We start from the raw sequence: 973 nt of genomic DNA, 5'->3' as shown, positions 1-973 counted from the left end.
GCCTTTAATAGATAAGGTATTCTACTAGCTTCCTTAGGAATAATGACCGAAATGGTGTTTTTATTATAAGAATACGCAAGGTTGCTTATTTGTTGCATTGCATCATTATCCAATTTTCCATCCTCAAATATATTTTGCATTTTATCTATAATGTCAGTTTGCTTAAAGAAACCATCTCTCTTTTCTAGGACTAAATCATATTTCTTAAAAGAAACATTAAGTCTTTGGACAAATTTTTCATTCTTACCATAATGTTTTGCAAAAATATCTCTTGCTTCTGGACTATCTGTTCGTGAAGCAGATTGAATAAACGCTGCAAAATTATTTCTAACCTCTTGCCCATCAATATAGAGGCTATATGCTTCTGGATGATAGCTTCTAAATTGCATACCTTCGGCCGTAGCTTTTCTATTTGAAATAATTACATCAGGATCAGCGTCCATGCTATGGAATTTATTGATCTCATCTTGGAGCTTATTCTTCTCAGTAATAAGTTTAAAGCTTATGTTATGGTTATCTCTAATTTCTTCAAGATTAATTTTGTTAATGGCAGAAATTACTTGTTGGTTCTCGCTAAATAGCAATATGGATTTATTTTTATTATCCGAATTTGTTTTTATCATGGTTTCTAGCACAAGCAGCGAGCTTAAAAGAGAAGAGCCTATCTTGTCTGTAAAAAGCGGAAATTTATAGCCTTTATGGAGTTGCTCTTCTATTAGATCTTTTGCACCTTTATTTACCAGGGTATAAAAAGAATAGAAGGTGTCATAATTTCCAGCACTTACCTTTTCTTTGTATAGCACATTGCCATCATTGTCATCTAGTAAATATCTGCCTACATTTGGTAACATTTCTTTTACCATATCGTAGTCAAATGTGATTTGAAGAGATAAGTTTATCTTTTTGTTATTTGTGCCATCTACAATAGAGAAATCAGGCTTTATGAATAAGTTAGTTAAATTTTGCTTTATAA

At 31.6% G+C, this 973-nt stretch carries 1 protein-coding gene; it reads right to left on the bottom strand.

The window, feature by feature from the left end:
• Positions 1-973, bottom strand: a 973-nt coding sequence (locus tag CYP28_RS08330) for a hypothetical protein (protein ID WP_181000439.1), incomplete at both ends; no start/stop codon positions are given.

The organism is Campylobacter concisus, from assembly GCF_002914195.1.
GTDB classification, from domain to species: Bacteria; Campylobacterota; Campylobacteria; order Campylobacterales; family Campylobacteraceae; genus Campylobacter_A; species Campylobacter_A concisus_M.
The sequence above is the reverse complement of the archived record's forward strand: the minus strand, read 5'-3'. Positions and strand labels throughout refer to the sequence as shown.